Origin of the sequence: Curtobacterium sp. NPDC087082, from assembly GCF_044745045.1 — a bacterium.
GTDB lineage: Bacteria > Actinomycetota > Actinomycetes > Actinomycetales > Microbacteriaceae > Curtobacterium.
In genome coordinates, this window is sequence record NZ_JBIUZN010000007.1 from 100,113 (window position 1) to 125,854 (window position 25,742).

Annotated in this window: 25 protein-coding genes; 11 read left to right on the plus strand and 14 right to left on the minus strand. The window is 70.8% G+C overall.

Annotated elements, in window-relative coordinates; translation table 11 throughout:
• Positions 1 to 8: 8 nt before the first annotated feature.
• The 3 genes from nrdE to nrdH form a co-directional block, all read right to left on the minus strand.
• A complete protein-coding gene (gene nrdE / locus ACIPEP_RS17285; RefSeq protein ID WP_083295195.1) occupies positions 9 to 2,114 on the minus strand; it encodes a class 1b ribonucleoside-diphosphate reductase subunit alpha in 2,106 nt (701 codons plus the stop codon).
• Between the two features lie 17 nt (positions 2,115 to 2,131).
• On the minus strand, positions 2,132 to 2,548 hold the full coding sequence (nrdI, locus tag ACIPEP_RS17290) for a class Ib ribonucleoside-diphosphate reductase assembly flavoprotein NrdI (protein ID WP_022906556.1): 417 nt from the start codon (positions 2,546 to 2,548) through the stop codon (positions 2,132 to 2,134).
• Positions 2,549 to 2,656: 108 nt separating this feature from the next.
• Positions 2,657 to 2,890 (minus strand): glutaredoxin-like protein NrdH, encoded by a 234-nt coding sequence (gene nrdH / locus ACIPEP_RS17295; RefSeq protein WP_022904483.1) that lies wholly within the window; start codon positions 2,888 to 2,890, stop codon positions 2,657 to 2,659.
• A gap of 356 nt (positions 2,891 to 3,246) precedes the next feature.
• On the opposite strand from nrdH, the gene ACIPEP_RS17300 reads away from it, so the two are divergent.
• From ACIPEP_RS17300 to ACIPEP_RS17310, 3 genes are all read left to right on the plus strand, one after another.
• Positions 3,247 to 4,452 (plus strand): MFS transporter, encoded by a 1,206-nt coding sequence (locus ACIPEP_RS17300; protein ID WP_070417915.1) that lies wholly within the window; start codon positions 3,247 to 3,249, stop codon positions 4,450 to 4,452.
• A gap of 122 nt (positions 4,453 to 4,574) precedes the next feature.
• A complete protein-coding gene (locus tag ACIPEP_RS17305) occupies positions 4,575 to 5,393 on the plus strand; it encodes an aldo/keto reductase (RefSeq protein ID WP_402717934.1) in 819 nt (272 codons plus the stop codon).
• Between the two features lie 19 nt (positions 5,394 to 5,412).
• Complete coding sequence (locus tag ACIPEP_RS17310; RefSeq protein WP_402717935.1) at positions 5,413 to 5,988, plus strand: hypothetical protein; 576 nt, start codon at positions 5,413 to 5,415, stop codon at positions 5,986 to 5,988.
• On the opposite strand, the gene ACIPEP_RS17315 is transcribed toward ACIPEP_RS17310, so the two are convergent.
• A complete protein-coding gene (locus ACIPEP_RS17315; RefSeq protein ID WP_402717936.1) occupies positions 5,985 to 6,323 on the minus strand; it encodes a hypothetical protein in 339 nt (112 codons plus the stop codon). The genes ACIPEP_RS17310 and ACIPEP_RS17315 overlap by 4 nt on opposite strands.
• A gap of 203 nt (positions 6,324 to 6,526) precedes the next feature.
• On the opposite strand from ACIPEP_RS17315, the gene ACIPEP_RS17320 reads away from it, so the two are divergent.
• Positions 6,527 to 7,354 carry a hypothetical protein gene (locus ACIPEP_RS17320; RefSeq protein ID WP_402717937.1) on the plus strand — a complete coding sequence of 276 codons (828 nt, stop codon included), beginning with the start codon at positions 6,527 to 6,529 and terminating at the stop codon, positions 7,352 to 7,354.
• 63 nt (positions 7,355 to 7,417) lie between these two features.
• A complete protein-coding gene (locus ACIPEP_RS17325) occupies positions 7,418 to 7,939 on the plus strand; it encodes a ribonuclease H (protein ID WP_402717938.1) in 522 nt (173 codons plus the stop codon).
• 3 nt (positions 7,940 to 7,942) lie between these two features.
• On the opposite strand, the gene ACIPEP_RS17330 is transcribed toward ACIPEP_RS17325, so the two are convergent.
• Complete coding sequence (locus ACIPEP_RS17330; protein WP_402717939.1) at positions 7,943 to 8,494, minus strand: GNAT family N-acetyltransferase; 552 nt, start codon at positions 8,492 to 8,494, stop codon at positions 7,943 to 7,945.
• A 5-nt stretch (positions 8,495 to 8,499) separates the two neighbouring features.
• Complete coding sequence (locus tag ACIPEP_RS17335; protein ID WP_402717940.1) at positions 8,500 to 11,088, minus strand: DEAD/DEAH box helicase; 2,589 nt, start codon at positions 11,086 to 11,088, stop codon at positions 8,500 to 8,502.
• A gap of 110 nt (positions 11,089 to 11,198) precedes the next feature.
• Here ACIPEP_RS17335 and ACIPEP_RS17340 point away from each other — a divergent pair, with 110 nt between their 5' ends.
• Positions 11,199 to 12,215, plus strand: coding sequence for an LLM class flavin-dependent oxidoreductase (locus tag ACIPEP_RS17340; RefSeq protein ID WP_402717941.1), 1,017 nt, complete (start codon positions 11,199 to 11,201; stop codon positions 12,213 to 12,215).
• 420 nt (positions 12,216 to 12,635) lie between these two features.
• Here the strand turns inward: ACIPEP_RS17340 and ACIPEP_RS17345 are convergent, their stop codons facing one another.
• Together ACIPEP_RS17345 and ACIPEP_RS17350 are read right to left on the minus strand one after the other, a co-directional pair.
• Positions 12,636 to 15,095, minus strand: coding sequence for a glycoside hydrolase family 3 protein (locus ACIPEP_RS17345; RefSeq protein ID WP_402717942.1), 2,460 nt, complete (start codon positions 15,093 to 15,095; stop codon positions 12,636 to 12,638).
• Positions 15,096 to 15,141: 46 nt separating this feature from the next.
• Positions 15,142 to 16,410, minus strand: a complete 1,269-nt coding sequence (locus tag ACIPEP_RS17350) for an MFS transporter (RefSeq protein ID WP_402717943.1) — start codon at positions 16,408 to 16,410, stop codon at positions 15,142 to 15,144.
• A gap of 133 nt (positions 16,411 to 16,543) precedes the next feature.
• On the opposite strand from ACIPEP_RS17350, the gene ACIPEP_RS17355 reads away from it, so the two are divergent.
• Both ACIPEP_RS17355 and ACIPEP_RS17360 read left to right on the plus strand, forming a co-directional pair.
• Positions 16,544 to 17,134, plus strand: a complete 591-nt coding sequence (locus ACIPEP_RS17355; protein ID WP_336698636.1) for a TetR/AcrR family transcriptional regulator — start codon at positions 16,544 to 16,546, stop codon at positions 17,132 to 17,134.
• Positions 17,135 to 17,237: 103 nt separating this feature from the next.
• The gene (locus ACIPEP_RS17360) at positions 17,238 to 18,101 is read left to right on the plus strand and encodes an NAD(P)-dependent oxidoreductase (protein ID WP_070419385.1); all 864 of its coding nucleotides are present in this window, start codon (positions 17,238 to 17,240) and stop codon (positions 18,099 to 18,101) included.
• 3 nt (positions 18,102 to 18,104) lie between these two features.
• On the opposite strand, the gene ACIPEP_RS17365 is transcribed toward ACIPEP_RS17360, so the two are convergent.
• Both ACIPEP_RS17365 and ACIPEP_RS17370 read right to left on the minus strand, forming a co-directional pair.
• Entirely contained in the window at positions 18,105 to 19,775 is a 1,671-nt protein-coding gene (locus ACIPEP_RS17365; RefSeq protein ID WP_402717944.1) for a methyltransferase, read from the minus strand.
• On the minus strand, positions 19,772 to 20,146 hold the full coding sequence (locus ACIPEP_RS17370) for a helix-turn-helix transcriptional regulator (protein ID WP_070417905.1): 375 nt from the start codon (positions 20,144 to 20,146) through the stop codon (positions 19,772 to 19,774). The genes ACIPEP_RS17365 and ACIPEP_RS17370 overlap by 4 nt, the downstream gene beginning before the upstream one ends.
• 111 nt (positions 20,147 to 20,257) lie before the next feature.
• On the opposite strand from ACIPEP_RS17370, the gene ACIPEP_RS17375 reads away from it, so the two are divergent.
• Positions 20,258 to 21,514: an MFS transporter gene (locus tag ACIPEP_RS17375; protein ID WP_309776937.1), complete on the plus strand. Its 1,257-nt coding sequence runs from the start codon at positions 20,258 to 20,260 to the stop codon at positions 21,512 to 21,514.
• Between the two features lie 18 nt (positions 21,515 to 21,532).
• Here the strand turns inward: ACIPEP_RS17375 and ACIPEP_RS17380 are convergent, their stop codons facing one another.
• Both ACIPEP_RS17380 and ACIPEP_RS17385 read right to left on the minus strand, forming a co-directional pair.
• Complete coding sequence (locus ACIPEP_RS17380) at positions 21,533 to 21,976, minus strand: TIGR02611 family protein (RefSeq protein ID WP_070417903.1); 444 nt, start codon at positions 21,974 to 21,976, stop codon at positions 21,533 to 21,535.
• A 130-nt stretch (positions 21,977 to 22,106) separates the two neighbouring features.
• A complete protein-coding gene (locus ACIPEP_RS17385) occupies positions 22,107 to 22,439 on the minus strand; it encodes a TraR/DksA C4-type zinc finger protein (protein WP_071295664.1) in 333 nt (110 codons plus the stop codon).
• A gap of 56 nt (positions 22,440 to 22,495) precedes the next feature.
• On the opposite strand from ACIPEP_RS17385, the gene ACIPEP_RS17390 reads away from it, so the two are divergent.
• Positions 22,496 to 23,527, plus strand: a complete 1,032-nt coding sequence (locus ACIPEP_RS17390) for an LLM class flavin-dependent oxidoreductase (RefSeq protein ID WP_402717945.1) — start codon at positions 22,496 to 22,498, stop codon at positions 23,525 to 23,527.
• 7 nt (positions 23,528 to 23,534) lie between these two features.
• Here ACIPEP_RS17390 and ACIPEP_RS17395 read toward each other — a convergent pair whose 3' ends face one another.
• A complete protein-coding gene (locus tag ACIPEP_RS17395) occupies positions 23,535 to 24,104 on the minus strand; it encodes an ASCH domain-containing protein (protein WP_402717946.1) in 570 nt (189 codons plus the stop codon).
• 91 nt (positions 24,105 to 24,195) lie between these two features.
• Here ACIPEP_RS17395 and ACIPEP_RS17400 point away from each other — a divergent pair, with 91 nt between their 5' ends.
• On the plus strand, positions 24,196 to 24,675 hold the full coding sequence (locus ACIPEP_RS17400) for a DUF2510 domain-containing protein (RefSeq protein ID WP_402717947.1): 480 nt from the start codon (positions 24,196 to 24,198) through the stop codon (positions 24,673 to 24,675).
• A 51-nt stretch (positions 24,676 to 24,726) separates the two neighbouring features.
• On the opposite strand, the gene ACIPEP_RS17405 is transcribed toward ACIPEP_RS17400, so the two are convergent.
• Positions 24,727 to 25,740, minus strand: coding sequence for a site-specific tyrosine recombinase XerD (locus ACIPEP_RS17405; RefSeq protein WP_071295741.1), 1,014 nt, complete (start codon positions 25,738 to 25,740; stop codon positions 24,727 to 24,729).
• Between the last annotated feature and the right edge of the window lie 2 nt (positions 25,741 to 25,742).

The following is a 25,742-nucleotide window of genomic DNA, read 5'->3' on the forward strand; positions in this document are numbered from 1 at the left end:
GGCAGGCTCTACAGCATGCAGCTGACGCAGCCCTCGACCTCGGTGCCCTCGAGCGCGAGCTGGCGGAGACGGATGTAGTAGATCGTCTTGATGCCCTTGCGCCATGCGTAGATCTGCGCCTTGTTGATGTCGCGCGTGGTGGCGGTGTCCTTGAAGAACAGCGTCAGGGACAGGCCCTGGTCCACGTGCTGCGTCGCCGCGGCGTACGTGTCGATGATCTTCTCGGCACCGATCTCGTACGCGTCCTGGTAGTAGTCCAGGTTGTCGTTCGTCATGAACGGCGCCGGGTAGTAGACGCGACCGAGCTTGCCTTCCTTGCGGATCTCGATCTTCGACGCGATCGGGTGGATCGACGACGTCGAGTGGTTGATGTACGAGATCGAACCGGTCGGCGGGACGGCCTGCAGGTTCTGGTTGTAGATGCCGTGCTCCTGGATGGACGCCTTCAGCGCCTTCCAGTCGTCCTGCGTCGGGATCGTGATGTTCGCGTTGTCGAAGAGCGAGGCGACGCGAGCCGTGGCGGGGGTCCACGCCTGGTCGGTGTACTTGTCGAAGAACTCGCCCGACGCGTACTTCGAGTCGCGGAACCCGTCGAAGGTCTCGCCGGTCTCGATCGCGATCTTGTTCGACGCACGAAGGGCGTGGAACAGCACCGTGTAGAAGTAGATGTTCGTGAAGTCGATGCCCTCTTCGGAGCCGTAGTAGACGCGCTCACGAGCGAGGTAGCCGTGCAGGTTCATCTGGCCGAGGCCGATGGCGTGCGACTTGTCGTTGCCGTCCTCGACGGAGCGGACCGACGTGATGTGCGACATCTGCGACACCGAGGTGAGGCCGCGGATGGCGGTCTCGATGGTGCGACCGAAGTCCGGCGAGTCCATCGTCAGCGCGATGTTCAGCGAGCCGAGGTTGCAGGAGATGTCCTTGCCGATCTCGTTGTACGAGAGGTCCTCGTTGAACGTCGTCGGGGTGTTGACCTGCAGGATTTCCGAGCACAGGTTGGACATGTTGATCCGACCCTTGATCGGGTTGGCCTTGTTCACCGTGTCCTCGAACACGATGTACGGGTAGCCCGACTCGAACTGGATCTCGGCGATGGTGGTGAAGAAGTCGCGCGCCTTGATCTTCGTCTTCTTGATGCGCGAGTCGTCGACCATCTCGCGGTACTTCTCGGAGATCGGGACGTCGCCGAACGGGATGCCGTAGACCTTCTCGACGTCGTACGGCGAGAAGAGGTACATGTCCTCGTTGTTCTTCGCGAGCTCGAACGTGATGTCCGGCACGACGACGCCGAGGGAGAGCGTCTTGATGCGGATCTTCTCGTCGGCGTTCTCACGCTTGGTGTCGAGGAACCGCATGATGTCCGGGTGGTGGGCGCTGAGGTAGACCGCGCCGGCACCCTGACGCGCACCGAGCTGGTTCGCGTAGGAGAAGGAGTCTTCCAGCAGCTTCATCACGGGGATGATGCCCGAGGACTGGTTCTCGATCTGCTTGATCGGGGCGCCGGCCTCGCGGATGTTGGAGAGGAGCAGGGCCACGCCGCCGCCGCGCTTCGAGAGCTGCAGCGAGGAGTTGATGCCGCGCGAGATCGACTCCATGTTGTCCTCGATGCGGAGGAGGAAGCAGGAGACGAGCTCGCCGCGCTGGGCCTTCGCGGTGTTGAGGAACGTCGGGGTCGCGGGCTGGAAACGGCCGGCGATGATCTCTTCCACGAGGTCGATCGCGAGCTGCTCGTTGCCCTGTGCGAGGCCGAGGGCGGTCATCACGACGCGGTCCTCGAAGCGCTCGAGGTAGCGCTTGCCGTCGAACGTCTTGAGCGTGTAGCTCGTGTAGTACTTGAACGCACCGAGGAACGTCTGGAACCGGAACTTCTTCGAGTACGCCAGGTCGTTGAGCTTCTGGATGAAGTCCAGCGAGTACATGTCGATCGTCTCGCGCTCGTAGTACTCGTTCTCGACCAGGTAGTCGAGCCGCTCCTTCAGGTTGTGGAAGAAGACGGTGTTCTGGTTGACGTGCTGCAGGAAGAACTGCTTCGCGGCCTCACGGTCCTTGTCGAACTGGATGTTCCCGTCCGCGTCGTAGAGGTTGAGCATCGCGTTGAGGGAGTGGTAGTCCATCCCCGTCTGCGGCGACGTCAGATCGACGTCTGCAACTGCTGCGTCCAAAATGCATCCAATCCTGTGTTGACCGCTGACACGTCGTCAGGAGTCCCGAAGAGTTCGAATCTGTAGAGGACGGGGACGTTGCACTTGCGTGCGATGACGTCCCCCGCGAGACCGTAGGCCTCGCCGAAGTTCGTGTTGCCCCCGACGATCACACCGCGGATGAGCGAGCGGTTGCGTTCGTCGTTGAGGAACTTGATGACCTGCTTGGGGACCGCTCCCTGCCCGTTGCCGCCACCGTAGGTGGGCAGCACCAACACGTACGGCTCGTCCACGTGGAGGAACGGGTCGTTCGGGTAGAGCGGGATCCGGTCCGCGTCACGGCCGAGCTTCTCGACGAAGCGTGCGGTGTACCCGGACACGCTCGAGAAGTAGACCAGTCGGCTCATGGTGCCCCTCCGATGAGAAGGTGCGGACAGACGGACCGTGGGTGTCCTGCGGTGGTGATCCGAGCCTCCTGAACGAGCTCGGGTCACCACCCGCGGACGTGGGTCGAACTACGCGAGTTCGGCGCTGAGCGTCGCGATCTTGTCGGGACGGAAGCCCGACCAGTGGTCGTCGTCCGTGACGACGACGGGCGCCTGCAGGTAGCCGAGGCTCTTGACGTGCTCGAGCGCGGCTTCGTCGGTGGAGACGTCGTGCACTTCGTACTGGATGCCCTTGTTGTCGAGCGCCCGGTACGTCGCGGTGCACTGGACGCAGGACGGCTTGGTGTAGACGGTGACGGCCATGATCTCCCCTGGTTCTGCTGTTGCTGTGGTGGTTGTCTTGATGCCTGTGTGCAGCAGGTTCCGGGAGGGGCCGCTGCGATGCCTCCACACTACATCTAGTGGCTGGCGGAGTCACCGACCACAAGAGGAAGTGTTACAGCCGTGTAGTTCTCCACAAGCTCCTCCACAGTGTGAACAGCTCGGAGAGGCCCGTGATTCCGCCATTCTCCAGCGGACCACCGACACTTCCCCACACCCGTGGACAGCGTCGATCCACATGTGTGGAATCAGCGTGTCGGCGTGTCGCGGGCAGCTCGCCGTCCACACCTCCCCCGGACGGGTGACAGGGCCGTCCGTCCGGTCCGTACACTCGTCTCGTGAGCACGTACGGCCCCCTCCTCAAGACTCCCGGCGTGGGTCGCGTCATCGCCGCGCAGCTCACCGCACGGTTCCCCTTCGGCATGCTGTCGCTGGCCTACCTGCTGCACGTCGAGCACGTCTTCGACTCGTACGGCGCCGCCGGTCTCGTACTCGCGACCACGAGCATCGGGCAGGCGATCGCGGGTCCGCTCACCAGCCGCTGGATGGGCAGCTGGGGCATGCGGCCGGTGCTCATCCTGACGAGCCTCGTCGCGCTCGTGAGCATGGCCGTCATCGCGTTCTTCGTCATGCCGCTGTGGGCCTACGTGGTCGTCGGGTTCCTGGGCGGCCTCGCCGTCCCGCCCGTGCAGCCGGCGGTGCGCACCATCTACCCCAAGATGGTGACCTCGTCGCAGCTCACGCCCCTCTTCTCCCTCGACGCGAGCGCGCAGGAGCTCATCTGGGTCGCCGGCCCGGTCATCACGACGTTCGTCGCGACGCAGATCGGCACGGTCCAGGCGATCGTCGTCGCGATGGTGTTCCTGGTGGTCGGCGGCACGTGGTTCATCGCCTCCCCCGAGCTCGGCCGCGTCCGCATCCCGCGGTCGAAGCGCGCGTTCGGCGTGGTGCTGAAGCGGCCGTCGGTCGTCGTCGCCACCCTCACCGGCCTCCTCCTCATCGGGGCCTGCGCCGCGGTCGAGGCGAGCGTCACGAGCGTCTTCGGCGAGGGCAGCCCGAACGCCGGCATCGTCCTCGCCGTCTTCGCGGTCGGGTCGCTCATCGGCGGCCTCACGCTCGGCCACCTGCCGATCTCGCGCAACACCCTGTGGACGCGGATGTCGATCGTGTTCGTCGGACTCGCCCTGGCCGTCGGCGGCACGAACTTCTGGTGGCTCTGCCTCGCCCTGGTCATCGCCGGCGCGGGCATCGCTCCGGCCCTCGCGGTCATGTTCGGCTCGGTCTCGGCGACGGTGAAGTTCTCCGACACGGCCGAGGCGTACGGCTGGATGGGCACCGGCCAGCTCATCGGTGCAGCGGGCGGTTCCGCGGTCGCCGGCTTCCTCATCGACAGCCAGGGAGCGACCGGCGGGATGATGGTCGGTGCCGTGATGGCCGCGGTGGGCGTCGTCCTGCCGCTCGTCACGCGGCGCTGGCTGCCCGACCTGCGTGGTCGCGACGCGAGCCCCATCCCCGACACGGAGCCGGTGAACATCCCCACCTAGGTCGCGAAACACGCGTGTTTCGACGTCCTGTGCGTCGATCGACGGGTGTCACGTCGATGACGTGGTGCGACGCCCAGCCTGGAGGCGCGGCGCACCCCCGCCACGATCGGCAGGATGGGTGCATGGTCACCTCAGTCCCCCTCCGCGACGGCGCATCGATCCCCGCCATCGGCTTCGGCGCCTACAAGGTCGACGACACCGAGGCCGAGACGGCGGTCGGTCTCGCGCTCGACGCCGGCTACCGGCACGTCGACACCGCCGAGATGTACGGCAACGAGACCGGCGTCGGGAAGGCGATCCGCGCCTCCGGGCTCGACCGTGACGACGTCTTCGTGACGACCAAGGTGTGGAACGACCACCAGGGGCGCGACGCGACCCTGCGGGCGTTCGACGCGAGCCTCGAGCGACTCGGGCTCGACACCGTCGACCTCTACCTGATCCACTGGCCGGCCGCGGCGAACGACCGCTACGTCGACACCTGGCGCGCCCTCGTCGAGCTGCGCGAGTCGGGGCGCGCGCGCAGCGTCGGGGTATCGAACTTCCAGGTGCCGCACCTCGAACGGCTCATCGACGAGACGGGCGAGGTCCCGGCGGTGAACCAGGTCGAACGGCACCCGTGGCTGCCGCAGCGCGACCTCACGGCGTTCCACGCGCAGCACGGGATCGTGACCGAGGCCTGGTCGCCGCTCGGACGCGGGCGGCTCATCGACGAGCCGGTGCTCACCGGCATCGCGGACGCCCACGGGGTGAGCGTGGCGCAGGTGCTCGTGCGGTGGAACGTGCAGCAGGGGGTGGTGGTGCTGCCGAAGTCGGTGACGCCGTCGCGGATCCGGTCGAACCTCGACGTCGACGGGTTCGTGCTGAGCGACGACGACCTGGCGGCGATCGCGTCGCTCGAGTCGGGGCAGCGCACGGGGTCCCACCCGGACTCGGTGTCCTGACGCGCGTAGGTTCTTCGGGGTGAACGATCCTCAACAGACCGCGCGTGAACACCTCCGGCCGGACGAGCACCTGTACTGGGCGGGGACGAGCGACCCGGCGAAGCTGTTCGCTGGACAGGACGTGTTCCTGGTGCCCTTCTCGGTGCTCTGGTGCGGGTTCGCCGTGTACTGGGAGGTCACCGCCGCGACGTCCGGCGCACCGACGTTCTTCCTCGTCTTCGGGGGCGTCTTCATCCTGCCCGGCCTGTTCTTCGTCTTCGGCCGTTTCCTGCTGAAGCGTCACCGGAAGCGCACCACCGTGTACGCGGTGACGTCCCGCCGAGCGCTCGTCATCACGCCCCGCGGCTCGCGAGAGGTCTCGGTGGGCCGCACCGATCGGACCATCACGTGGAGCAAGGACCGTCGGCACTGCTCGGTGGAGTGGAACACCGGCCAGCCGTCCGGGCTCCCGGCGTTCGTCAGCGGTTCCGGAGCGGCACGCCTCTACGCGAACACGGGTCTCGACGCGTTCGCATTCGGCCCGCGGCCGTTCGCGTTCTGGGACGTCCGCGACGGTGAGGAGCTCGTCCGCGAACTCGACCGGGTGGCGAGCTAGCCCCGGCGGTCCTCCTCGGACTGCCACGGCAGGTGCAGGTCGCCGGGCTCCGGCTCGACGTCACCCGCGTCGTCGGCACCACCCGTGCCCGGAGCGGCGACGATCCTCGAGGGGTCGATGCCGTCCGCCTCGAGGTCGGCACGATCGCGCTGTGACGTCTGCGATGCCTCGGTCTCCCGCTCGCTCGACGGGCTGTACGAGGTGTCGGCCGCGCGCTGCTCACGCTCACCGACGCCGTTCGCGCCCTCGTGGTGTGCGGCCTCGCGCAGGGCGTCGGTGCGTGCGCGGTCGTCGGAGTCCTCGGGGCCCGGGACGTCGGGGATGCTGTCGCTCATGGCGCCGACCGTAGGCCCCGCTGCCCGAGCGACGCCCCCGGCAGTCCGATCGACGCACCCGACCGGTGGTCCGCCCGAGGGCGACCGCTCGATCCCGCAGCATCGGTACCGATCCGGTCACGGGCCCGGAACGCGCCTCGACCCCACGCTACGATCGCCGCGGGCCAGGCGAGATCCGACGCCGGCCGGGGACGAGGGGGATCATGCGACGAGCGGTGACGAGGGGACGGACGACTGCGGTGGTGCTGCTGGCGGCGGTCGCAGCCATCGGACTGACCGGCTGCTCGGTGTTCAGCGGACCCGATCCGGTGCCGAGTCCGACCCGGCTGGCCGTGCAGGGACCGGACGCCACCGAGTTACCGACGCCCTCCGCGTCCCCGACCCCCGAGCAGGTCCTCCCTGCCGGGACGGTCGCCGCCGAGACCGACGTCGTGTCGAAGACCGGGGACACGTCGATCCACGTGCGGGTCACGGCCGATGCCGGCGGTGTGTTCACGGTGCACCTCTCGGACTACCGGACGACGAACCCGCAGCCGATGTCGATCCAGTTCCGCCACCGCGTCGCCGGGTTCCAGGACGGCTACGACGCGGTCGCCCGTGGGTTCGTGCAGTGGGACCGCGCATCCGGACCGCCCGACTCGTACACGCTCGACGCGGGCGCACGGCCCGACTACCTCGCGAGCGCCGTCCTGGTGCCGATGTCGTCCGACGATGGCAGCAGCGATGCGGACCGTCCGTGGGTCGGCTCCGTGCTCGCGGTCGGCACGCTGACGTGGAAGATCCCGAACCCCTACCCGGACCTGCGCGTGACCGTGGGGAAGGCCCGCCCGGGTGCGTACGGGTACGTGAAGGACGTCGACGGCACGCCCACCTGGTACATGGTGTCGCACGGGGACGACCTCACCACGGTGTCGAAGCGCTTCGGCGTCACCCCGGCGCAGTTCGAGTGGATGAACCCCTACCTCGAGCTCCGCGGCGACAAGTGGCTCAACGAGGACGCCACCCTCAACATCTCCCCCGCGAACCGCTGACGCCGGGGGTCGGTCCGGTCCGTTACGGTTGACCAGCACTCGCCACACGCAGGAGGTCCCACCGTGACGATCGTCGCCGCAGCAGACGGCTCAGCCCTCGGCAACCCCGGCCCGGCCGGCTGGGCCTGGTACGTCGATGACGACCGCTGGGCCGCCGGTGGGTGGCCGAACGCCACCAACAACCAGGGTGAGCTGACCGCCGTCCTCCAGCTGCTCCGCGCCACGAAGGACACCGGCGAGCCGCTGCACATCCTCTGCGACAGCCAGTACGCGATCAAGGCGTGCACCGAGTGGCTCGCGGGCTGGAAGCGGAAGGGCTGGCGGAAGGCCGACGGCAAGCCCGTGCTGAACGTCGAGATCATCAAGGAGCTCGACGCCGAGCTGCGGGGGCGCAAGGTCACGTTCGAGTGGGTCCGTGGCCACGTCGGGCACGAGATGAACGAGGCGGCCGACGTCCGCGCCCGTGGTGCCGCGACCGCCTACCAGCAGGGCACCGAGGTGCCGCACGGGCCGGGGTGGCCAGGGGTCGAGGTCACCGAGCCGGCCGCGCTGCCCGAGGCGACCCCGCCCGCGACCCTGTTCTGACCGTCAGAGCGGCCGTTCCGAGAGCGGCCGCTCCCAGAGCGCGACCGTGCTGACGAGGTGGTCGTACCGGTACGGCTTCTCCTCCCCCGTCGGCTCGTACCCGAGCGCCCGCCAGAACGGCTCCGCCACCGACGCGTTCGACGCGACGATCCCCAGGCGCAAACGGCGCGAGCGCCCCACGCCCGAGCGGCCCACACCCGAGCGCCCGGACGCCACCCGGACCCGCTCGACGACCGCGTCGTGCATCGCCCGCCCGAGCCCCCGACCCTGCTCGCCCCCTCGGGCGACCAGCAGCCCGATGTACGCGACGGACGGCGACGGGTACCCGAGCAGCACGTCCGCGAACGCCACGAGCCGCTCCCCCTCCCACAGCCCGAGCCCGACCTTCCCCGCCGGATCGAACCCGTCCGGCACCGACAGCAGCGCGCTCAGCCCGTCGGACGGCCCCGGCGGGTACCCGGTGATCCGCAACGCGTAGTCCGGCACCGACTCGAGCAGGTCCTGCAGCGCGGCGACGTCACCGTCGGCCGAGGAGCCGCCGAGCTCGCGCACCACGGGCATCAGTCGACGTCCACGTCCGACCAGCCGTCGAAGCGTCCGATCTCGGTGACCCGCACCACGGCCTCGCCCGCTTCGTCCGACGCGTCGAGGTCGATCGTGGCGGAGAACCCGAAGTCCTTGTCGCCGGCGGGGTCGGCGAAGATCTGCCGCGCACGCCAGACGCGCGCTGAGCCCGCCGCCCCGGACACCCCGGTGGCCCCGGCCTCGTCGAGCACCAGGTACTGCATGGACCGGGCGTCGGCACCCGTCCCGATCTCGTCGTGCGCCTCGTAGTACTCCTCGAGCACGGCGTCCCACGCGTCCTCGCCGAAGCCCGCCGCACCGTCCAGCGCCGCGAGTCCGGCGACGTCGTCGGCGGCGGCGAGCAGCACCCGCTGGAACAGGGCGTTGCGCACGAGCACCCGGAACGCCCGCGGGTTCCCGGTGAGCCGCGAGGGCTGCGGCGGCGCGATCTCCTCGTGTTCCTCCGACGCGAGCAGGACGTCACCGTTCAGCAGCGCCTCCCACTCGTCGACGAGCGAGGAGTCGGTCTGCTTGACGACCTCGCCGAGCCACTCGATCAGGTCGTCGAGCTCCGGGGTGCGCTGCTCGTCGGCGATCGTCTGCCGCATCGTCCGGTACGCGTCGGACAGGTACCGGAGGACGAGCCCCTCCGAGCGGGTGAGCTGGTAGAACCGCACGAAGTCGCCGAAGGTCATCGCCCGCTCGTACATGTCACGCACGACGGCCTTGGGCGAGAGCGCGAAGTCGAGCACCCACGGCTGTTCGGCCGCGTAGGCCTCGTACGCGGCCTCGAGCAGTTCCGCGAGGGGGCGGGGCCACGTGACCTCCTCGAGCAGTTCCATCCGCTCGTCGTACTCGATCCCCTCCTGCTTCATCCGGGCGACGGCCTCGCCGCGCTCCTTGAACTGCTGCTGCGAGAGGATCGCCCGCGGGTCGTCGAGGGTGGCCTCGACGATCGAGACCATGTCGAGCGCATAGCTGGGAGACGAAGGGTCGAGCAGCTCGAACGCCGCGAGCGCGAACGGCGAGAGCGGCTGGTTGAGCGCGAAGTTCGGCGCGATGTCGACGGTCAGCCGGTACTCCCCGTCGACCTTCTCGATCACCCGCGCGTTGATGAGCGTCCGCGCGATGGTCAGTGCCCGCCGGGCCATCGCGAGCTGCCGCGACCGGGGCTCGTGGTTGTCGAAGACGAGCGACCGGACGGACTCGAACGCCGAACCGCCGCGCGCGACGACGGAGAGCACCATCGCGTGCGTGATCCGCATCCGCGAGACCATCGGCTCGGGCTCGGCCGCGATGAGCCGCTCGAACGACGCCTGGCCCCACGACACGAAGCCGTCCGGTGCCTTCTTCCGCTTGATCTTGTTCTTCTTCTTCGGGTCGTCACCGGCCTTCGCGACCGCCCGGGCGTTCTCGATGTCGTGCTCCGGCGCCTCGGCGACGACGTCGCCCTCGGTGTCGTACCCGGCACGACCGGCTCGACCGGCGATCTGGTGGAACTCACGAGCGGACAGCTGTCGCATCTTCGTGCCGTCGAACTTCGTCAGCCCGGTGAGCAGCACCGAGCGGATCGGCACGTTGATGCCGACGCCGAGGGTGTCGGTGCCGCAGATCACCGGCAACAGCCCGCGCTGGGCGAGCTGCTCGACGAGCCGTCGGTACTTCGGCAGCATGCCGGCGTGGTGGACGCCGATGCCCGCCCGGATGAGTCGGGACAGGGTCTGCCCGAACCCGGCGCTGAAACGGAAGCCGGCGATGGCCTCGGCGATCTGGTCTCGGCGTTCGCGTGACGCGACGCGCGCCGACATGAGCGCCTGCGCCCGTTCGAGTGCGGCGGCCTGGGCGAAGTGGACGATGTAGATCGGTGCCTTGCCCTCCTCGAGCAGCCGTTCGACCGTCTCCTGCACGGGCGTCATCACGTACTCGTACTCGAGCGGCACCGGACGCGAGACCCCGGTGACCCGCGCGGTGGGCCGTCCGGTCCGGCGCGAGAGGTCGTCCGCGATGGTCGTGACGTCGCCGAGCGTCGCGGACATGAGCAGGAACTGCGCCCGTTCGAGGACGAGCAGCGGCACCTGCCACGCCCATCCGCGGTCGGGGTCGCCGTAGTAGTGGAACTCGTCCATCACGACGACGTCGACGTCGGCGTCCGGTCCCTGCCGGAGCGCGAGGTTCGCGAGGATTTCCGCCGTGCAGCACACGATCGGGGCATCGGCGTTGACGCTCGAGTCACCCGTGACCATGCCGACGTTCTGGGCACCGAACAGCTCGACGAGCTGGAAGAACTTCTCGGAGACGAGTGCCTTGATCGGCGCCGTGTAGTAGCTCCGCTTGCCCTCGGCGAGGGCGGCGAAGTGCGCACCCGCGGCGACGAGTGACTTGCCGGTGCCGGTGGGCGTCGAGAGCACGACGTTGGCGCCGGAGACGAGCTCGATCACGGCTTCGTCCTGCGCCGGGTAGAGCGGGCGCCCGCCCTCGGCCGCCCAGGCCGCGAACGCCTCGTACACGGCGTCCGGGTCGACGACACCGTCGACCGCCGCCGGCAGGGCGGCGACGAGCGGGGGCTGGGTGGTGACGTCGGTCATGGCACCATCCTCCCAGGTGGGTGGTGACGACGAGACGGACTGGAGGCGCGGTGCGGGCCGGCACCGCGCCTCCTGGACCACGCATGGATGCGTCCGCATAGACTCACGTCGTGCGCGAACTCGGCTTCCTCTCCTTCGTCCCGAACCACGGCGGCACGGCCGGCGCCGCCGCTGCCCTCGAGGACGGCCTGCGGCTCTTCGAGACCGCCGAGTCGCTCGGCTACGGCACCGGCTGGGTCCGCGGGCGCCACTTCGAGCCGTTCCTGACCAGCCCGATGACCTTCTTCGCGGCCGCCGCCCAGCGCACCAGCACGATCAGCTTCGGCACCGCGGTCCTCGGCATGCGCTACGAGGACCCGATCCGCCTCGCCGAGGACGCCAGCACGGTCGACCTCCTCAGCGACGGCCGCGTGCAGCTCGGCATCTCGACCGGCATCGCGGGCTACGGTCCGATCCTCGACCCGGTGTTCGGCGCGTCCGACCGCAGCTTCCGCGACGAGGCCGAGGCGCGCGCGTCCCGCCTGCTCGAGGTGCTGCAGGGCGAGCCGCTCGGCACCGCCGGCAAGGGCTACGAGAGCATCCCGGCCGACGCCGACCTGACGCTGCAGCCCCTCAGCCCCGGACTCCGCGACCGCGTGTGGTGGGGCGGCGGCAGCATGGGCACCGCGGTGCGGACGGCCGAGAAGGGTCTGCTGCTGCACTGTTCGACCCTGAACACCGAGGACACCGGTGCGCCGTTCGCCGAGGCGCAGGCGGACCAGATCGCCGCGTACCGCGAGCGCTTCGCCCAGCTGCACCCCGACCGCACCCCGAAGGTCGCCGTCGGCCGGATCGTGGTCCCGCTGCTCGACGACCACGACCGCGCCGTGCACGAGGAGTTCCTCACCGGATACGCGAGCGGCATGGACGACGAGGGGCGACCGCTCTCGGGGAACCCGCCGTTCCGCTTCAGCAAGGTCGTCTCCGGCGAGCCGTCGGCCATCGTCGACGCGCTGCTCGCCGACCCGGCCGTGCGGTCGACCGACGAACTCGTGATCACCCTGCCCGCGAACGGTGACGCCGCGTCGCACGAGCGGATCCTGCGCATCGTCGCCGAGGACGTCGCACCGGCCGTCCGAGCCCGGTGATGCAGGGCATCCGGCGGGCCCGCACCAGGTGGTGGTGAGGCTCCCCGGGAGCCCGGCCGGATGACCATCTCGTCCCTGATCCGCACGGGATGGTGCACCCATCGTTCCACCTACCGAGTGGTTTGTCACACCGGATTGCGGTTCGTGGACCGAAAAAGTGACGTTCGTTCACTGGTTTCTCCCAGACTGACGGAAGTCAACCGGTTGGCACCTGCCCCTGACAAGCGAATGCGCCCCCGCGCGGACGCGGGGACGCATTCTGGACGCACCAGGGCCACCAGGGCTCCATCGGCCGGATCAGGAGACCGTGTCGCACGCATGGCGACCCAGTTCTCGGTGCGCGCGCCGACGGTAACCAGCCGCCTGGCGCAGATCGATGTTACTGAATGATCACGGCGTCAGCGCGGAAACCGGACGACTTCACGCGGATTGGACCGTCACGGTGCCGGATTCGTCCGACACCGATGCGCCGACGTGCAGCGTGAAGGTGCCGGACTCGTGGGCCCATGCACCGTCCCAGTGCGCGAACGCCCGGGCCGGGACCTCGATCGAGACCTCGGTGGACTCCCCCGCGTCGAGCCGCACGGGCGCGAAGCCGACGAGCCAGCGGACCGGACGGTCGACCGCCGAGGACTCCCGCGACGCGTAGACCTGCACGACGTGCTTGCCGGCCCGGTCGCCCGTGTTCGCCACGGTCGCGGTGACGATGACCGCGTCGCCCTCGCGGACGGTCGGCGTCGCGGTGACGCCGTCGATCGTCCAGGTCGTGTAGCCGAGTCCGTGGCCGAACGGGTAGGCCGGCTCGGTGCCCGCGCGGAGCCAGGCCCGGTAGCCGATGTGCACGCCCTCGTCGTAGGACACCTTGCCGTCGACCGGGGTGACGTCCAGCACGGGGACGTCCGCCATCGCGACCGGCCAGGTGGTGGGCAGACGGCCGCCCGGCTCGCGAGCACCGGTGAGGACGTCGGCGAGCGCGTTGCCGTACTCCTGCCCGCCGAACCACGTGAGCAGGACCGCGGCGACGTCGTTCCGCCACGGCATCTCGACCGGCGAGCCGGCGTTCACGACGACCACGGTGTTCGGGTTCGCCGCGGCGACCGCGCGGACCAGGTCGTCCTGGTGACCCGGGAGCGCGAGCGAGGAGCGGTCGTAGCCCTCGGACTCGACCTTCGAGTTGGTCCCGACCACGACGACGGCGATGTCCGCCCCGGTCGCGGCGGCCACGGCCGCGTCGATCAACACCGACGGGTCCTCGTCGCTCGGCTCGGTGCCGAACTGGTACGCGAGCACGCCGCCGAGGGTCTCGTCCTGGATGACGTCGTACTCGATGCGGATCGCGAGGTCCTGGCCGGCCGTCACCGACACGGGCACCGAGCGTGCCGGCGGGTTGAGGAACGCGGCGCCGAGCTGGTCGCCCTCGAAGGGGACGTCCTCGTCGAGCACGAGCTCGCCGTCGATCCACATGCGCGAGCGGCCCGCTGCACCGATGCCGATCCGGACCGTGCCGGTGGACGGCGCGGTGTAGGTCGTGGTGATGTCGAGCCGGTCGGCCTCGCGCGTGGGGGCGTCGCCGCCGAACCAGAACAGCGCGGTGGCACGGCGGTCCTCGACGTACAGCTCGGTCCCGTCGCGCACGAACGCGACGCGGGCGCCGGGCTCGCCGGTGCCGGGGTTGGTGATGGTGGACAGCGGGAACTCCGCGATGCCCTCCTGCACGACGGCACCGATCGCGTAGTCCACCGTGGCACCCGGGAACGCCGAACGGATCCCGTCGAGCGGCGAGACGACCTGCGACGGCACGACCGTGGCCGAGCCACCGCCCTGCGTGCGGGCCTGGTCGGCGTTGTGGCCGATGACGGCGATGCGCGAGACGGCGGGCGCGTCGAGCGGCAGCACGCCGGTGTTGCGGACGAGGACGGTGCCCTCGGCCTCGGCCTCGCGGACGAACGCGACGCCGTCCTCGACGTGCACGGGCTGGGCGGCCACGGGCTCGAAGCCCTCGAGTGCGCCGACGCGGGCGGCGAGGGTGAGGATGCGGCGGACCTTGCGGTCGATCGCCTCGATCGGCACGTCGCCGGACTGCACGGCGGCGAGCAGCGGCCCCTCGCTCCACCACTGGTTCGGCCCGGGCATCGCGACGTCCTGGGACGCCTTCGCCGAGTCGACCGAGCGGACACCGGTCCAGTCGGAGACGACGATGCCGTCGAAGCCCCACTCGGAGTTCAGCGGCGTCTCGAGCAGCTCGTTCTCGGACGCGGTGACGCCGTTGATCGAGTTGTACGACGACATGATCGCCCAGGCGTGCGCCTCGGTCACGGCCTTCTCGAACGCGAGCAGGTAGAGCTCCCGCAAGGCACGGTCGGAGACCTCGGTGGACGCGGTGAAGCGGTCGGTCTCGTAGTCGTTCGCGATGTAGTGCTTCGGGGTCGCGGCGACGCCGTTCTCCTGCACGCCCTCGACGTACGACGCCGCCAGGTCACCGGTGAGCACGGGGTCCTCGCTGAACGCCTCGAAGTGCCGGCCGCCGAGGGGCGAGCGGTGCAGGTTGATGGTCGGGCCGAGGACGACGTCGACGCCCTTGCGGCGGGCCTCGACGGCCGCTGCGGCGCCGTAGCGCTTCGCGATCGCGCGGTCCCACGAGGCGCTCAGCGCCGTCGCGGACGGCAGGTTCAGCGACGGGTCGCGCTCGTCCCAGACCTCACCGCGGACGCCCGACGGGCCGTCCGACATGAGGATGCGGCGCAGCCCGATCTTCTCGATCGGCCAGGTGGTCCAGAAGTCGCGCCCCGTCAGGAGCTGCACCTTCTCGTCGGTGGTCAGCTGGCCGACGAGCGCCTCGATGCGCTCGGCCGTACTGGAGGCAGTGGTCACGTCGTCCACGGTAGTCACGGTGGTCGGTCCTTTCGTTCAGAGCCAGAACAGGTGGTCAGCGCACGCCGCGGATGCGGGACACCGAGGCGATGCCGAGCAGTCCGACGACGGCGCCGGTGATGAAGAAGCCGCTGTACCCGCCGGTGAGGGCGATCACGCCGGGGGCGGAGGCGGGGACGATCGACTGCGGCAGGGCCTGCGCGATGTTCACCACGCCGAGGTCCTTCGCGTTGTCCTCGTCGGAGGGGAGCACGTCGGTGATGAGGGCGAGGTCGACGGCGTAGAAGACCCCCATGCCGGCGCCCATCACGAACTCCCCGACGAGCACCATGCCGAGCGACGGCGCGAGCGCGATGAGCACGAGGCCCACCACGCCGACGACACCGGCCACGGCGACGAAGAGCTTGCGGCGACCGAGCTTGTCGGACAGCCACCCGGCGACGAGCGACGTGAGGACGATCCCCACGACGTTCCACAGCGTGCCCTGGAACACCGCGTTCGCGACGTGCTCGGACTCGACGCCGATGTCGTCGCGCAGGAAGTAGGTCAGGTAGCTCACCGCGGTGTACTGCGCGGCGACCATGAGGAAGCGGGTCAGCCAGGCCCAGCCGAGGTCGGGGTGCTTCACCGGGTTGAACACGAACGACCCGAAGACCTGCCCGACGCTGAGCTTCGACGTCGACCGGTTGGTGAGCACGCGGTCGCGGAACACGAGCGCGTAGAGCACGACGACGATCGACCCAATCGCGCCGGGGATGATCATCTGCGTCGCCGAGGTCGAGAAGAGCTGCACGAGGAACGTGCCGCCGACGAGCGCGAGGTTCTGGGAGAGCCCGAGCAGCGCCGCGACCCGGCCGCGCTGGGAGCGCGTGACGTGGTCCGGCATGACGGCGGTCAGCGCCGCGATCGTGGCGTTGTAGGCGATCTGCGTGACGCCCCACGCGAGGACCAGCACGACGGTCGAGGTGGTCGTCGCGACGACCACGAGGCCCGCGAAGCCGACCACGGTGCCACCGATGATCCACGGACGACGCATGCCGAGCCTCCCGGCAGTCCGATCGCTGAAGCGACCGGCAAGGGGGTTGGCGACCATCGCGGCGAACGCGCCCACACCGAGTGCCAGGCCGAGCACGCCCGCCTGGTTGTCCGGCGCGATCTCGGCGACCTTCAGCGCCATGGCGACGAGCACCGGCGGCAGCAGCGCGATGTACAGGCCGAGCATCGCGATCGGCATGCCGAGCGTGTACATGAGCGGATTCCCCCGGCCGCGCGTGGGGGCGACGGCGGTCGGGGTGTCGTTGACGGTCAGGGCATCGTTGGCCACTGCAACCTCTTCTCGGGGACGCCGCCTGCGTCGGCGACTCGCACGCCTTCGTCGGCGGCTCGTGCCACCGTAACACCAAAACCAACCGGGGCTAGGTTTTCTGGGCGGTCGCCGAGAGCGGTACAGTCCTGCCATGGCACGACGGGGTTCGTACGCGAAGGGCATCGCGAAGCGCGAGGAGATCCTCACGACGGCGCTCGACCTCGTCGCGTCGCAGGGCTTCCGCCGCACGAGCATCAAGGACATCGCCGATGCCGTCGGGCTGACGCAGGCCGGGTTGCTGCACTACTTCGACTCGAAGGACGAGCTCTGGGTCGAGATCCTGCGGCGCCGCGACGAGATCGACCTGCAGCACGACTGGCACGCCTCGGACCCGGCAGCGCTGCTCGCCGCGATCGTGCGGCACAACGCCGAGGTCCCCGGCCTCGTGCAGATGTTCGTCAACCTCTCCGCCGCAGCCGCGACCGACCCGGAGCACCCGGCGCACGAGTACTTCCGCGAGCGCTACGAGCGCAGCCGCCGCGACCTGTCCTCCGACTTCCGCGCCATGCAGGAGGACGGACGACTCCGCGTGGACGTCGACGTCGAGGAACTGACGAGCGTGCTGCTCGCGGTCTCGGACGGCATGCAGATCCAGTGGCTGTTCGACCCGTCGCGGGACATGGCGCAGCACGTCGAGCTCGTCGCACGGCTCGCGATCGCCCAGGTCGCCCCCACCGCCTGACCCCGGGCAACGGGGTACGGACAGGGCCTGGTCGGGTCAGGTCGCGCCGGGCAGGATGGAGCCAGCCCGCGAGGGCGACCCGACGACGATGTGGAGTGACGCGATGACGCGTGTAGTGGTGACCGGCGGCAGTGGGAAGCTCGGGCGAGCGGTGGTCCGCGACCTCGATGCGCACGGGTACGACGTGGTCCTGGTCGACCGCGTGCCCTTCCCCGACAAGCCCGAACGGGTGCAGTTCGTCCGCACCGACCTCACCGACCACGGCCAGGTGCTGAACGTCCTGCTCGGCGTCGACGACCGGTACGACCACGTCGACGCCGTGGTGCACCTCGCGGCGGTCCCCGCTCCGGGGCAGGTCCCCGACGTCGCGCTCATCACGAACAACGTGACGTCGTCGATCAACGTCTTCCACGCCGCTCGTGCCGCGAAGATCAAGAACCTGGTGTGGGCGTCGAGCGAGACCCTGCTCGGCATCCCGATGGGTGAGCACCACCCGCCGTACCTGCCCGTCGACGAGGAGTTCGCGGTGCGCCCGCAGTCGTCGTACTCGCTCGGCAAGGCCGTGGAAGAGGAGATGGCCCGCCACTTCACCCGTTGGGACCCGGAGCTGAAGATGATCGGTCTGCGGTTCTCGAACGTGATGGACGAGACCGACTACCCCGCGTTCCCCTGGGACGCCACCCCCGAGGCGAAGACGTTCAACCTCTGGTCGTACATCGACTCCCGCGACGGCGCCCAGGCCGTGCGCAAGGCCCTCGAGGCCGAGCTCACCGGGTTCGAGGCGTTCGTGATCGCGAGCCCGGACACCGTCATGGACACCCCGACGATCGAGCTCGTCGAGCGCTACGTGCCGGACATCGAGCGCCGCGCGGACATCGACGGCGTCAGCTCGCTGCTCTCGTCGGAGAAGGCCCGCGAGCTGCTCGGCTACGCCCCCGAGCACAGCTGGCGCGACCACCGCGCCTGATCGTCAGGCGGCCGGGACGAGCAGGCCGTCGAGCACCAGGTCGCGCGCCGCCGGCAGCAGGTCGGCGGCGAGCACCTGCTCGTCCACCCCGGTGATCTGCGCGAGGGCGCCGACGATCGCCGCCACCGACAGCTCCCCGTCGCAGGCCCCGACGAACGCGGCGAGCGCGGTGTCGGCGTCCACGCGGCGTCCGAGTCCGCCGCCCTGCACGAGCGTCATCACGGTCGGGTCGTCGTTGCCCGGCCAGTAGAAGCGCTCCTCGGTGACGTCGCCGGCGACCGCGAGGTGGGCGGCGGCGAGCGCGACGTCGTCGTGCGCGGCGAGCCACGCGGCCGCGTCGAGGACCCGCGCCACCGTCGCGCCGAGACCCGCGGGGTTGGAGCCGAGCGTCTCGGGGACGCGCTCGAAGCGGCGGAGGTGCGCCGCGCCTCTCCCCACGGGCTCGGCCGCCACGTCGCTCCGCAGGCTCCGCGACGCGTCGGAACCGGCCCGCGTGGGCCCCGGCCGGGGCTTCCGGACCACGACGTACCCGAAGCCGACGCCGGTCACCCGACGCTCCGCGAAGTCGTCGAGCCAGGCGCCGACCAGCCGGTCGAACTCGGGCGTCCTGGGCTTCGTCCCGCCGTCCCGGATCCACGTCTCGGCGTAGGCGGTCGGGTCCTGCCGTTCCCGCTCGATGACCCAGGCGTCGAGCCCGAGCCCGTCGGTGTCGGCCCGCTCGAACCACGACCGCACGCGGTCGAGGCCGTCCGTGCCCCAGTGGTACTCCCAGTTGCCGAGCAGCTGCGCGGTCCCGCCGGGTTCGAGGTGCTCACCGAGTCCGGTGAGGACGGTCTCGACGAGGGCGTCGCCGACCATGCCGCCGTCGCGGTACTCGTAGGCGGGGACGCCCTCGCTGCGTGGTGTGATGACGAACGGCGGGTTCGAGACGATGCGGTCGAAGCGCTCGCCCGCGACCGGCTCGAACAGGGAGCCGAAGCGGAACTCGATGCCGTCGATGCCGTTGAGCTGCGCGTTGAACCGGGCGATGTCGAGTGCCCGGTTGGAGATGTCGGTGGCGACGACCTCGTCGGCGAAGCGTCGGGCGTGCATCGCCTGGATGCCGCAGCCCGTGCCGAGGTCGAGCACGCGGCCCACGGGTACGGGGACCTGCAGGCCGGAGAGCGTCGTGGTGGCACCGCCGATGCCGAGGACGTGCTCCTCGCCGAGGGCCGTGCCGAGTGCGAGTTCGCCGAGGTCCGAGACGATCCACCAGCTGCCGGCGCCGAGGTCGTCGACGAAGGCGTAGGGGCGGAGGTCCACGGCGGGAACGACGGAGTCGGCGCCGACGCGGACCAGACCGCTCGCTTCGACGGACTGCACGCCGGCGGACGGGAACGCGGCGTCCGCATCGCCGCGGCGGACCGGGAGCCCGAGCACGAAGAGCGTCGCGAGGGTGCCGAGCGGCGTCGTGTCGCGGGCGGCGAGCGCCCGGAGCGCTGCGACGCGGGAACCGCGGTGGAGCGACGCGGCGGCCTCGGCGCCCCACAGGGCGTCGACCCGCTCGACCGTGAACCCGGCGTCGGTCAGGTCCTGGCGCAGCGCGTCGGTGACGGCGGCGTCGGCGCTGATCGTCGGGAGCGTGTGCGGGGTCCGGGCGGACGCGGCGGAGTCGGCGGAGTCGGCGGCGTTCACGCGGCGCCCTCGGCGAGGTCCGTGCGCATGAGGGCCGCGGGGACCTCCCACGCGAACACGAGGTCGAGGAGCCCGGGGAACCGCTGCTCGACGTCCTCGATGCGGACGCGGCTCGACCGGGTGAGCCCCTCCTGGTGCTGCTCGAGGAGCCCGGCCTCGCGCAGGACGCGGAAGTGGTGGGTCAGCGTGGACTTCGGCCGGTCGATGCCGACCCAGCCGCAGCTGCGGATGCCACCGGCGGCGTCGACGAGGTAGCGGTGCAGGATCGCGAGCCGGATCGGGTCGCTCAGGGCGTCCATCACGACCGGCAGGTCCATCTCGGCCACGGTCGGCTGCGGCAGGTGTTCGGGAGCATCCACGGTCGCGGGCATGGACGGGACGCTACCACCGTTCCGCTCGTAGTACGACTTGCGTCGTACAGCACGACTCGATACTGTACGACTCTCTTCGTACTGTCCCGCTCGCAACGGAAGGTGGCGCACATGGCGCAGTCAGCTCGCTCGGTCGCCGGGTTCTGGATCCTCGCGGCGATGCTCCTCGTGTCCGTCGCCTCGTCGGCGGTCCCCTCGCCGATCTACCCCGTGTACGCCGCGGAGTGGCACCTCACCCCGCTCATGCTCACCGGCGTGTTCGCCATCTACGTCGCGGGGCTGCTGGCCAGCCTGCTCGTCGCCGGGCGCCTGTCCGACCACGTCGGCCGCAAGCCCGTGCTCGTCGTCGGCGGCCTCGGCGTCGCGCTGTCCCTCGGGCTCTTCGCGGTCGCGGACGGTGTCGGCGCCCTGATCGTGGACCGCATCGTGCAGGGCGTCTCCGTCGGACTGCTCATCGGCGCCCTCGGAGCGGCACTCATCGACAACTCGCTCGAGCGCTTCCCCACCCTCGCCGGGGTGCTGAACGGCGTCATCCCGCCGATCGCCCTCGCGACCGGTGCCATGTCGAGCGGCGCCCTCGTGCAGTGGGGTCCCGCGCCCGAGCAGCTCGTGTACCTGCTCTTCGGCGCGCTGCTCGTCCTCATGGTGATCGCACTCGTCGTCGTCCCCGAGCGGGTCACCCCGCGACCGGGTGCCCTCCGCTCCCTGGTCCCCCGGATCAGCGTGCCCCGGTCCTCGCGGCGGCTGTTCCGCAGCGTCGCCGGATCGCTCATCGCGAGCTGGGCCCTCGGCGGGATGTTCCTGTCGCTCGTCCCCTCGGCGCTCGGCGCGGTCTTCGGCATCACGAACCACTTCGCCGCCGGGGCCCTGATCGCCGTCGTCACCGGGGTCGGCGCGCTGACCGGCCTCGCGACGCAGCGGATGGACGCCCGTCGTGCGGTCCTGATCGGCTTGGTCGCCCTCGTGCTCGGACCGATCGTCACGGTGGCGTTCGTGATGGCGCACTCCCTGCCCGGCCTCGTCGTGGGCAGTGCGATCGCGGGCGTGGGCTTCGGCGCCGGGTTCCAGGCACCGCTGCGGATGCTGCTCGCCACCGCGGCACCGACGCACCGTGCGGGGCTGCTCTCCACGATCTACGTCGTCAGCTACCTGGCGTTCGGCGTGCCGGCCGTCGTCGGAGGGCTGCTCGAGCCGACCGTCGGGCTCGTGCCGGTCATCGCCGGGTACGGGGCGTTCATCGTCCTCGCCGCGGTCGTCGCCCTCGTGCTGCAGCTCGTGTCGCGGGACGCCGCCGCCGTCGAGGAGCAGGCCGCCGAGGTGCTCGAGCGCACCTGCACCGGCTCGGTCCGGGTGTCCCCCGCCGAGTAGGCGCGACGGGCGCTCGCCTCAGTGCCCGGGGCGCGCCCGCTTCGCGCCGCGCCCGCGCACCCCGACCGTCCGGGCAGCACCGGTGTGCGCCGCGTCGACGTCCGCCTTGCCGCGGTCGGCGGCGTTCCGGAGCCACTGCGGCCCGTGCGCCTTCGCCCAGTCCCAGAAGCGGTGCAGCTGGGCACGGAGCCACGTGATGATCCGGTGGAAGAAGTGGAACTCGCTCGCGAGGATCGTCAGCCCGATGAAGACCACCAACCACCCCGGCCCGGGCAGCGGCACGAGGATCAACCCGATCACGACGACGAGCCCGCCGACGATCCCGACGAGCACCTTGTAGAAGAGGTGCAGGTGGGGACGCGCGTGGATCCAGGCGCGGACGTCGTGGAACCACTGGAACCGCCGGTGCGGCGTCTCGGCACGTTCGACCGCGTCGGTCCGGTCGTTCGGGTCGCCTTCCATGTGCCGCAATGTAGGGCGCGCGGCTGGGAAACCGCGGCGCGCGCGGTGGACGTACGGTGCGTCCGTGACGGGAGGCGCGTGGCGGGGCCGACCCGCGCCTCCCGTCAGACGGTGCGGGCCAGGAGGCGCGTCACGCGTGCGCCACGCACGTCGCGGCCCACGGGACGGCGGCGAGGCGCGCTTCCGGGATCGGTTCCCCACCGACCGCACAGCGGCCGTAGGTTCCGGCGTCGAGCCGCGCGAGCGCGGCGTCCACCAACCGGATCCGCTCGCGGGCGTCGTCCCGCACGGCGCCGAGCGAGCCGCGCTCCCAGGCGAGGGTCGCGCCCTCGGGGTCGTGCTCGTCGTCGGAGTTGGCGTCCTGCCGGGCGTCGCTGACGTCCCGCATGCTCCGCTCGACGTCCGCGAGGAGGCGCTCGTTGCGCGCCCGCTCCGCGACCAGTGCCTGGCGAGGGTCGTCCATGCCGGACACCGTAGTCGGCCCGGAATGGTCGTGCTGTCGGATGCGTTCGTATCGACATGACGAAGATCGGGTTCCTGTCGTTCGGACACTGGCGCGACGTGCCGGGGTCGAAGGTGCGCAGCGGTCGTGAGGCCCTGGTCCAGGCGATCGACCTCGCGGTCGCCGCCGAGGAGGCGGGCGTCGACGGCGCGTACTTCCGCGTCCACCACTTCGCACCCCAGCAGGCGGCGCCCTTCCCGTTGCTCTCCGCGATCGCAGCGAAGACCAGCCGCATCGAGATCGGCACCGGCGTCATCGACATGCGCTACGAGAACCCGCTGTACATGGCGGAGGAGGCGGCTGCGACCGACCTCATCTCCGGCGGTCGGCTGCAGCTCGGCGTCTCCCGGGGCTCACCCGAGACCGCCCTCGCCGGTTACCAGCAGTTCGGCTACGTGCCGGACGCCTCCGACGAGAACGGCGGGGACATGGCGCGTGCGCACACGTCGGTGTTCCGGCGGGCGATCGCCGGTGAACCGATGGCGAACGCGAACCCGCAGATGACCGGCTCGGTCGGGTCCCTGCCGATCTCGCCGCTCTCCGACTCGCTCGGCGACCGCATCTGGTGGGGCGCCGGCACCCGGGCGACCGCGGAGTGGACGGCCGAGCAGGGCATGAACCTCATGTCGTCGACCCTGCTGACCGAGGACACCGGTGTGCCGTTCGACGAGCTCCAGGCCGAGCAGATCGAACGCTTCCGTCGGGTCTGGGCCGAGTCCGGCTGGGAGCGGACCCCTCGGGTCTCGGTGTCCCGCAGCATCATCCCGATCATCGACGACGAGTCGCAGCACTACTTCGGTGTCCGGGCACAGGTCGAGGGCCAGGACCAGGTCGGGCACCTCGACGGCGGGCTCGCACGGTTCGGCCGGTCGTACATCGGATCCCCGGAGGACCTGGTGGCCGAACTCGCGGCGGACCAGGCCGTGCGGGCTGCCGACACCGTGCTCGTCACGGTGCCGAACCAGCTCGGCGTCGAGTTCAACGCCCGGCTGCTCGCCTCGGTGAAGAACGTCATGCGCGAGGTGGACGCGGCGCCCGTCCCGGCCTGACGGGCGGTCAGGCGACGGCGGTCGGGTCCGGGGTCGGAGGGGCCGGCGGGGCCGTCGCCGGTGCGGGCGGCGACGTCGCCGGTGCGGGCGGGGACGTCGCCGGTGCGGGCGCGGTCGTCGCCGGTGCGGGCCAGACGAGCCGGAAGCGTTCGCACACGACCGGCATCCGCGGATCGAACCCGCGCGGGTCCTCCGAGTGGGCGCGCCAGTACGCCTCGTGCACCCGGCGCCAGTGCGCGAGCGTCCGGTCGCCCTCCCCCTCGGCCCGCGCGTGGTCCGCATCGACCTCGTCGAAGGGGACGATCCGGACGCTCGTCGTCTCGACGACCGCCCGCGGTGCCCCGGTGGAGTCCGTGACGATGCCGATGTCCCCGACCTCCGGCACGCGGTCCCCGGACGCCTCGTAGTCCCAGAACGACGACGCCGTCCCGTCCTTCACCCCGCGCAGCACGAGGTCGAGCAGATCGTCCGCCTGCGCCGGCGTCGCGCCGAACGTCCACGCCTCCGGCAGGGCCGTCGGCAACTCCGGTCGCTCGTCGCGCCGGTCACGCCAGAAGTCGTCGAGCGTCGAGGTCACCCGCTCGACGCTACTGCACGCGGGTGGTCCCCCTTCCTGCCGACACCCGGGCTGGGACTGTGGCCGCTTCCCGCACTCCCGTAGCGTCGACGTGCACCTTCCCACGCACCCCGAGGAGCACCCCGTGACGCTGCCGGCCGCCGGCTGGTTCCCCGATCCGCAGGACGCGAGCCGCCTGCGCTGGTGGGACGGGCGCGCCTGGGGAGCGGCGACACGGGTGCTGCCGAGCCGGACCGAGCCGATCGTCCCGGTGGTCGTCGCACCCGTCGGACCGTCGTTCTCGGTGCAGCCGGCGGCGATCCGGACGCGTTCCTGGGCGTCCGGGGGCTCCGGCGTCCACCGGTTCAGTGCATTCTCGACCCTGGCGGTGCTGCTCGCGGCGGCCTCCGTGGTGGTGAACCCCTGGGGAGCGAGCAGTGCGGCGGCGATCGTGGCGGGGCTGCTCGGCGTCGTGTGGCCGGGGGCGACCGGGGGCTGGCGGGTGCTGGCGCGCAGTGCTTCGGCGAGCGCCCTGGTCCTCGCGGTGGCGACGGCTGCCGTGGCGGCGTCCGCGCAGTTCCACCTGTTCTGACTTCGTGAGCAGGAATGGTCGGGTGCCGTCAGGCGACCCGACCGTTCCTGCTCACGAAGTACGCCGCGCCCGCGGGTGCGCCGTCTGGTACACGTCCCGCAGCATGTCCGCCGTCACCATCGTGTAGATCTGCGTCGTCGCCACGCTCGCGTGCCCGAGCAGCTCCTGCACGACCCGCACGTCCGCTCCCCCCTCGAGCAGGTGCGTCGCGAACGAGTGCCGGAACGTGTGCGGCGACACGTGCTCGGAGAGCTCCGCACGCTCCGCTGCCGCCTGGATCACGAGCCACGCACTCTGCCGTGAGAGCCGTGCACCCCGGGCGCCGAGGAACAGCGCCGGCGTCGACGCTCCCCGTGCCGCGAACACCGGCCGCGCCCGCACGAGGTACGCGTCGATCGCCGCCCGCGCGAAACTGCCGAGCGGCACCACCCGCTGCTTGTTGCCCTTGCCGGTGACCTTGACGACGGACAGCCCGTCGTCGAGGTCACCGGAGCCGTCCGACAGCGTCGTCACGTCGTCGACCGAGAGCCCGACGGCCTCCGAGATGCGCGCTCCCGTGGCGTAGAGGAGTTCGAGCAACGCCCGGTCCCGGAGCCCCACGAGGTCGTCGGCGGCACCGTCGGGCGACCCGGCGGACGCGGCCCCGAGCAACCGCTCCATGTCGTGCACGGAGATCGCCTTCGGCAGCCGCATCGGGGCCTTCGGCGGCCGCACGGATGCGCCGGGGTCGAGCTGGAGCCACCCCTCGCCGGCGGCGAACGCGGTGAACGACCGCACCGAGCTGAGCATGCGTGCCACCGACCTCGGCGCGAGCGGGCCGGACGGTCGGGTCGCGAGGTGCTCGACGAACCCCGCGAGGTCCGCGCGCGCGATCCTCCCGACGTCGTCGAGCACCGCCGGTCCCCCGGCACGGTCGGCGCCGTCCGACTCCACGACCGGAGCCGTCGCGAGCCACGACGCGAACGTCAGCAGGTCCCGCCGGTAGGCCGACAGCGTGTGCTGCGAGAGTCCCCGCTCGATCGCGATGTGCCGCAGGTACGTCTCCGTGGCACGCTCGAACGGGATCA

Bases quoted from the DNA above. Each gene is read 5' to 3' on its own strand.
- nrdE (WP_083295195.1), bottom strand. From the start codon at position 2,114: ATGGACTACCACTCCCTCAACGCGATGCTCAACCTCTACGACGCGGAC.
- nrdI (WP_022906556.1), bottom strand. From the start codon at position 2,548: ATGAGCCGACTGGTCTACTTCTCGAGCGTGTCCGGGTACACCGCACGC.
- nrdH (WP_022904483.1), bottom strand. From the start codon at position 2,890: ATGGCCGTCACCGTCTACACCAAGCCGTCCTGCGTCCAGTGCACCGCG.
- ACIPEP_RS17305 (WP_402717934.1), top strand. From the start codon at position 4,575: ATGGTCACCTCAGTCCCCCTCCGCGACGGCGCATCGATCCCCGCCATC.
- ACIPEP_RS17315 (WP_402717936.1), bottom strand. From the start codon at position 6,323: ATGAGCGACAGCATCCCCGACGTCCCGGGCCCCGAGGACTCCGACGAC.
- ACIPEP_RS17320 (WP_402717937.1), top strand. From the start codon at position 6,527: ATGCGACGAGCGGTGACGAGGGGACGGACGACTGCGGTGGTGCTGCTG.
- ACIPEP_RS17335 (WP_402717940.1), bottom strand. From the start codon at position 11,088: ATGACCGACGTCACCACCCAGCCCCCGCTCGTCGCCGCCCTGCCGGCG.
- ACIPEP_RS17355 (WP_336698636.1), top strand. From the start codon at position 16,544: ATGGCACGACGGGGTTCGTACGCGAAGGGCATCGCGAAGCGCGAGGAG.
- ACIPEP_RS17360 (WP_070419385.1), top strand. From the start codon at position 17,238: ATGACGCGTGTAGTGGTGACCGGCGGCAGTGGGAAGCTCGGGCGAGCG.
- ACIPEP_RS17370 (WP_070417905.1), bottom strand. From the start codon at position 20,146: ATGCCCGCGACCGTGGATGCTCCCGAACACCTGCCGCAGCCGACCGTG.
- ACIPEP_RS17375 (WP_309776937.1), top strand. From the start codon at position 20,258: ATGGCGCAGTCAGCTCGCTCGGTCGCCGGGTTCTGGATCCTCGCGGCG.
- ACIPEP_RS17380 (WP_070417903.1), bottom strand. From the start codon at position 21,976: ATGGAAGGCGACCCGAACGACCGGACCGACGCGGTCGAACGTGCCGAG.
- ACIPEP_RS17385 (WP_071295664.1), bottom strand. From the start codon at position 22,439: ATGGACGACCCTCGCCAGGCACTGGTCGCGGAGCGGGCGCGCAACGAG.
- ACIPEP_RS17390 (WP_402717945.1), top strand. From the start codon at position 22,496: ATGACGAAGATCGGGTTCCTGTCGTTCGGACACTGGCGCGACGTGCCG.